The 6,626-nt window shown below is 61.1% G+C and carries 7 protein-coding genes; all 7 read left to right on the forward strand.

Going from position 1 to position 6,626, the window contains the following annotated elements:
• The first annotated feature begins 12 nt into the window (after positions 1-12).
• Positions 13-696, forward strand: a complete 684-nt coding sequence (locus AC1DM5_RS35020; RefSeq protein ID WP_025668617.1) for a helix-turn-helix domain-containing protein — start codon at positions 13-15, stop codon at positions 694-696.
• Between the two features lie 90 nt (positions 697-786).
• Complete coding sequence (locus AC1DM5_RS35025; protein ID WP_477823923.1) at positions 787-1,683, forward strand: class II glutamine amidotransferase; 897 nt, start codon at positions 787-789, stop codon at positions 1,681-1,683.
• 54 nt (positions 1,684-1,737) lie between these two features.
• Complete coding sequence (locus AC1DM5_RS35030; protein WP_477823924.1) at positions 1,738-2,424, forward strand: protein GlxC; 687 nt, start codon at positions 1,738-1,740, stop codon at positions 2,422-2,424.
• A gap of 18 nt (positions 2,425-2,442) precedes the next feature.
• On the forward strand, positions 2,443-3,771 hold the full coding sequence (locus tag AC1DM5_RS35035) for an FMN-binding glutamate synthase family protein (protein ID WP_025668620.1): 1,329 nt from the start codon (positions 2,443-2,445) through the stop codon (positions 3,769-3,771).
• An 81-nt stretch (positions 3,772-3,852) separates the two neighbouring features.
• A complete protein-coding gene (glnT, locus tag AC1DM5_RS35040; protein ID WP_113325125.1) occupies positions 3,853-5,160 on the forward strand; it encodes a type III glutamate--ammonia ligase in 1,308 nt (435 codons plus the stop codon).
• A 99-nt stretch (positions 5,161-5,259) separates the two neighbouring features.
• Positions 5,260-6,144: a formyltetrahydrofolate deformylase gene (gene purU, locus AC1DM5_RS35045; RefSeq protein ID WP_007819368.1), complete on the forward strand. Its 885-nt coding sequence runs from the start codon at positions 5,260-5,262 to the stop codon at positions 6,142-6,144.
• A gap of 3 nt (positions 6,145-6,147) precedes the next feature.
• A partial coding sequence (locus AC1DM5_RS35050; RefSeq protein WP_477976819.1) for a tetrahydrofolate dehydrogenase/cyclohydrolase catalytic domain-containing protein occupies positions 6,148-6,626 on the forward strand: 479 nt, incomplete at its 3' end.

Genomic DNA, 6,626 nt, shown 5'->3' on the forward strand with positions numbered 1-6,626 from the left:
GAAGGACCGTGAATGAAGATCAAGCTGGATGAAACGTCGAGCCAGGAGCATGCCCATGCGGTTCGTCAGGCACTGTCCCAGAATCCGCATGCGGTGCGCGAGCCGAAGGAAAACAATCTCGAAATGGCGATCGGCCATGAGGTTCGCGCCTATCGCAAGAAGCTCGGCATCACCGTAACCGACCTTGCCGCCGCGACCGGCATTTCGCTCGGCATGCTGTCGAAGATCGAGAACGGCAATATCTCGCCATCGCTGACGACCTTGCAGTCGCTCTCGCGCGCCCTCGGCGTGCCGTTGACGGCCTTCTTCCGCCGCTACGAGGAACCGCGCAACGCCGTCTTCGTCAAGGCGGGGCAGGGCATCGAGCTTGAACGCCGCGGCACACGCGCCGGCCATCAGTATAATCTGCTCGGCCATATCGACAACAACAGCAGCGGCGTGATCGTCGAGCCCTATCTCATCACGCTGACGACGGATTCGGATGTCTTTCCGACATTTCAGCATGAGGGCATGGAGCTGATCTACATGCTGGACGGAGAAGTCGTCTATCGCCATGGCGACCAGCTTTTCCCGATGCAGCCGGGCGACAGCCTGTTCTTCGATGCCGATGCGCCGCACGGGCCGGAAAAACTTGTGAAATTGCCGAGCCGATATCTCTCCATCATCAGCTATCCGCAACGCGGCAAGAATGACTGACTTGCCTTAAAAGAAAAAAATATTCCTGCAGGTTGAAAACCCAAAACAGACCTGATAGTCATTTTGCAGACGCGAAATGGAGGGTCTGTCATGTGCGGAATTGTGGGTCTCTTCCTGAAGGATAAAAGCCTCGAGCCGGAGCTCGGCGCGATGCTGTCATCCATGCTGGTGACGATGACGGACCGCGGGCCTGATAGCGCGGGCATTGCGATCTATGGCGCAAGCAGCGGCAATAGCGCCAAGATCACCGTCCAGTCCGCCAAGCCGAAGAAGGATTTCTCTGGCCTCGAGGCCGAGCTTGAGAAGGAACTCGGCACGGAGGTCTCGATCGACATCAAGAGCACCCATGCCGTCGTCACCCTGCCGAAGGACATGCTCGAAGAAGGCCGTGCCGCCATCGCCGAGCTGCGCCCCGACATCCGTATTATGAGCAGCGGCGACGCGATCGAGATCTACAAGGAAACCGGCCTGCCGAAGGACGTCGTTTCCCGTTTCGCGGTCAATTCCATGGCTGGAACACATGGCATCGGCCATACCCGCATGGCGACGGAATCGGCAGTCACCACGCTCGGTGCCCATCCCTTTTCCACCGGCTCCGACCAGTGCCTCGTCCACAACGGCTCGCTCTCCAATCACAACAACCTGCGCCGTGAACTCAAGCGCGAAGGCATGACCTTCGAGACCGAGAACGACACGGAAGTCGCCGCCGCCTACCTGACCGCCGAAATGGCCAAGGGCAAGAATCTCGGCGAGGCGCTGGAAGGTGCCGTCGACGATCTCGACGGTTTCTTCACCTTCGTCGTCGGCACCAAGTCCGGCTTCGGCGTCGTGCGCGATGCGATCGCCTGCAAGCCCGCCGTCATGGCCGAGACCGACCGTTACGTCGCCTTCGGCTCGGAATACCGCGCGCTCGTCAACCTGCCCGGCATCGATGCCGCGCGCGTCTGGGAGCCGGAGCCTGCGACCGTCTATTTCTGGGAACGCTGAGGGCGGCTTTTCTGCCTTCATCCCATCGGCTCGATTTCATTTCAGGACGATTTCATGCCCACATTCGATCTTGCGGTGACCCCGCTTCGTGACCTCAATCAAGCCCTGCATGACGTGGCGTCAGGCGACAACGACCTGCAGTTCGACGTCGTCAATCCGCGCGGCCACCATGCCGTCGCCGCCGGCGTGCATACACCCGTCAGCATCGATATCCACGGCAGCGTCGGCTATTACTGCGGTGGCATGAACGAGGAGGCGGTCATCACCGTGCACGGCTCGGCCGGCCCTGGCGTTGCCGAAAACATGATGTCCGGCCGCATCACCATCAAGGGTGACGCCAGCCAGTATGCGGGCGCCACCGGCTGCGGCGGCCTGCTCGTCATCGAGGGCAACGCCTCTTCGCGCTGCGGCATCTCGATGAAGGGCATCGATATCGTCGTGCGTGGCAATATCGGCCACATGTCCGCCTTCATGGCGCAGGCCGGCAACCTCGTTGTGCTTGGCGACGCCGGCGATGCGCTCGGAGATTCCCTATACGAGGCCCGCATCTTCGTGCGCGGCAAGGTCGAGAGCCTCGGCGCGGACTGTATCGAGAAGGAAATGCGGGCAGAACATATCGAGCTTCTCTCCGCTCTGCTCGCAAAGGCCGGCATTACCGATGTGCGGCCGGAGGAGTTCAGCCGCTACGGTTCTTCCCGCAAGCTCTACAATTTCAACGTCGACAATGCCGACGCCTATTGAGTTTCATCGAGGTTTTCCATGAGCTATCACAATCCGCCCACAAAGCCTCGCCTTTCGGCAACCTTCGACGAATACACGATGTCGGAAATCCGCCGCGCTGCGGCGACCGGCATCTATGATATCCGCGGTGGCGGCGCCAAGCGCAAGCTGCCGCATTTCGACGATCTCCTGTTCCTCGGAGCCTCGATCTCCCGCTATCCGCTCGAAGGCTATCGCGAGAAGTGCGGCACCAATGTCGTGCTCGGCTCGCGTTACGCCAAAAAGCCGATCGAACTCAAGATCCCGATCACGATTGCCGGCATGAGCTTCGGCTCGCTCTCCGGTCCGGCCAAGGAAGCTCTCGGCCGTGGTGCCACGATCGCCGGCACCTCGACGACAACAGGTGATGGTGGCATGACGGAGGAAGAGCGCGGCCATTCGCAGACGCTCGTCTACCAGTACCTGCCGTCGCGCTACGGCATGAACCCGCGGGATCTGCGCCGCTGCGATGCGATCGAGATCGTCGTTGGCCAGGGTGCCAAGCCCGGTGGCGGTGGCATGCTGCTCGGTCAGAAGATTTCCGACCGCGTCGCCGAGATGCGCACGCTGCCGAAGGGTATCGACCAGCGTTCGGCAAGCCGCCATCCAGACTGGACCGGCCCCGACGACCTCGAGATCAAGATCCTCGAGCTGCGCGAGATCACCAACTGGGAAAAACCGATCTATGTGAAGGTCGGCGGTGCGCGCCCCTATTACGACACGGCCCTTGCGGTGAAGGCCGGCGCCGATGTCGTCGTGCTCGATGGCATGCAGGGCGGTACTGCGGCGACGCAGGAAGTCTTCATCGAGCATGTCGGCATGCCGACGCTCGCCTGCATCCGCCCGGCCGTGCAGGCGCTGCAGGATCTCGGCATGCACCGCAAGGTGCAACTCATCGTTTCTGGCGGCATCAGGAACGGTGCCGACGTGGCGAAGGCGCTGGCGCTCGGCGCCGATGCCGTCTCCATCGGCACGGCCGCCCTCATCGCCATCGGCGAGAATGATCCGCGCTGGGCTGCCGAATACGAGGCGCTGCATACGACGGCGGCCGCCTATGACGACTGGCACGAAGGCAAGGATCCGGCCGGCATCACCACGCAGGATCCGGAACTGATGAAGCGCGTCGATCCGATCACCGCCGGTCGCCGCCTCGCCAATTACCTCAAGGTCATGGCACTGGAGGCGCAGACGATCGCGCGCGCCTGCGGCAAGAATCATGTCCACAATCTGGAACCGGAAGACCTCTGCGCATTGACGATCGAGGCTTCCGCAATGGCGCAGGTACCGCTCGCGGGAACGAGCTGGATACCGGGCAAGGGAGGTTACTGATTTCTACCGGCCGGGCAAAAAAGTCCGGCCGCTTCGCATCCATAACCAAAGTGTCTCTGAGAAATCCAAAGGGGAACGAGAATGACACTGGACCTTGCTGCTTTTGCGAAAGACAAAGGCATCAAATATTTCATGATCAGCTATACTGACCTCTTCTCCGGCCAGCGTGCCAAGCTGGTGCCGGCGCAGGCGATTGCCGGCATGCAGGAAGAGGGTGCGGGTTTTGCCGGGTTCGCCACCTGGCTCGACATGACGCCCGCCCATCCCGATCTCTTTGCCGTTCCCGATGCCACCTCCGTCATCCAGCTTCCCTGGAAGAAGGACGTCGCCTGGGTAGCCGCCGATTGCATGATGGAGGGCAACGTCGTGGCGCAGGCGCCGCGTAATGTGCTGAAGAAGCTCGTCAATAAAGCCGAAGCGGCGGGCAAGCGGGTCAAGACCGGCGTCGAGGCCGAATTCTTCCTGATCACCGCCGACGGCGAACAGATTTCCGATGGCCGCGACACGGCTGAAAAGCCCTGCTACGACCAGCAGGCCGTCATGCGCCGCTACGACGTCATCGCCGAGATCTGCGACTATATGCTGGAGCTCGGCTGGGGCGCCTACCAGAACGACCACGAGGATGCCAACGGCCAGTTCGAGATGAACTGGGAATTCGACGATGCGCTGAAGACGGCCGACAAGCATTCCTTCTTCAAGTTCATGGTCAAGTCGATCGCCGAAAAGCACGGGCTTCGCGCCACCTTCATGCCGAAGCCCTTCAAGGGCCTGACCGGCAATGGCTGCCATTGCCATATCTCGGTCTGGGACAATGATGGCAAAGTCAACGTCTTCGCCGACAGGGCAGCCGAATTCGGCCTGTCGGCGGAAGGCAGGCACTTCCTCGGCGGCATCATGAAACACGCTTCGGCGCTTGCCGCGATCACCAACCCGACCGTCAATTCCTATAAGCGCATCAACGCGCCGCGCACGACCTCGGGCGCCACATGGTCGCCGAATACGGTAACCTGGACCGGCAACAACCGCACCCACATGGTGCGCGTGCCAGGCCCCGGCCGCTTCGAGTTGCGCCTGCCTGATGGTGCGGTCAACCCCTACCTGCTGCAGGCAATCATCATTGCGGCCGGTCTTGACGGGCTGAACAGCAAGGCAGATCCCGGTCCGCATCACAATATCGACATGTATGCGGAAGGCCATCTCGTGAAGGATGCGCCGCGCCTGCCGCTGAACCTGCTCGATGCGCTGCGTGCCTATGACGCCGACGAGGGTCTGAAGGCTGCGATCGGAACCGAGTTCTCCGCCGCCTATCTCAAGCTCAAGCACCAGGAATGGAATGCCTTCTGCTCGCATTTCACCCAGTGGGAACGCGATAGCACGCTCGATATCTGAGCCGACCGGTTGAGGTTTTGACATCATGCGCCTGCGGGCCGGAGCATCAACGCACCGGCCGGCTGGTGGCCTATGCTTCAAGTGACGAAGGAAGATGGCATGAAGAGCTACGTACTGACGGTATCCTGCAAGTCGACGCGCGGCATCGTTGCGGCGATCTCGGGTTATCTCGCCGAACAGGGCTGCAACATCGTCGACAGCTCGCAATTCGACGATCTGGACACCGGCCAGTTCTTCATGCGCGTCTCCTTCATTTCCGAAGAAGGCATCTCCGAGGCCGATATCCGCGCCGGCTTCACCAGCATCGCCACGCGTTTCGGCATGACTTACGATTTCCACGACAGCGAGAAGCGCATGAAGGTGCTGCTCATGGTGTCGCGCTTCGGCCATTGTCTCAACGACCTGCTGTACCGCTGGAAGATTGGCGCGCTGCCGATCGATATCGTCGGCGTCGTCTCCAACCATTTCGATTACCAGAAGGTCGTCGTCAATCACGACATTCCCTTTCACCATATTCCCGTCACCAAGGCCAACAAGGTGCAGGCGGAAGCCCATATCATGGAAGTGGCCGAGCAGACCGGCACGGAATTGATCGTGCTCGCCCGCTACATGCAGATCTTGTCGGACGAGATGTGCCAGAAAATGTCGGGCCGGATCATCAACATCCACCACTCTTTCCTGCCGAGCTTCAAGGGCGCCAACCCCTACAAGCAGGCCTATCAACGTGGTGTGAAGCTGATCGGCGCCACGGCGCATTATGTAACAGCCGATCTCGACGAAGGCCCGATCATCGAGCAGGACACGGCCCGTATCACCCATGCGCAGAGCCCTGACGACTACGTCTCGATCGGCCGCGACGTCGAAAGCCAGGTGCTGGCGCGCGCCATCCACGCCCATATCCACCATCGCACCTTCATCAACGGCAACCGAACCGTCGTCTTCCCGGCAAGCCCGGGCAGCTACGCTTCCGAGCGCATGGGCTGAGCCATGGTCAAGCTCATCGACGGCAAGCAGGTTGCCGCTTCCGTAATCGAAACCGTGAAATCGGCAAATACCGCGCTTGAAGCCGCCAAAGGCGTCCAGACGGGCCTTGCCGTCGTCATTGTCGGCGACGATCCGGCGAGCCACACCTATGTCAGCTCCAAGAGCCGCATGGCCAAGGAATGCGGCTTCAAATCCGTCCAGCACACGCTGCCAGCCGAGACCAGGCAGGAGGAACTTGCAGCGCTTGTCGCCTCGCTCAATGCCGATCCGTCGATCCATGGCATTCTCGTACAGCTGCCGCTGCCGAAACATCTCGACAGCGAGCCGATCATCCAGTCGATCCTGCCGCAAAAGGATGTCGATGGCTTGAGCGTCGTCAATGCCGGCAAGCTTGCGACCGGCGATCTGAAGACCGGTCTCGTCTCCTGTACGCCGGCCGGCGCCATGGTTTTCGTCCGCCGCACCCATGGTGAGGATCTTTC

Source organism: Rhizobium sp. 01T437 (assembly GCF_056398505.1).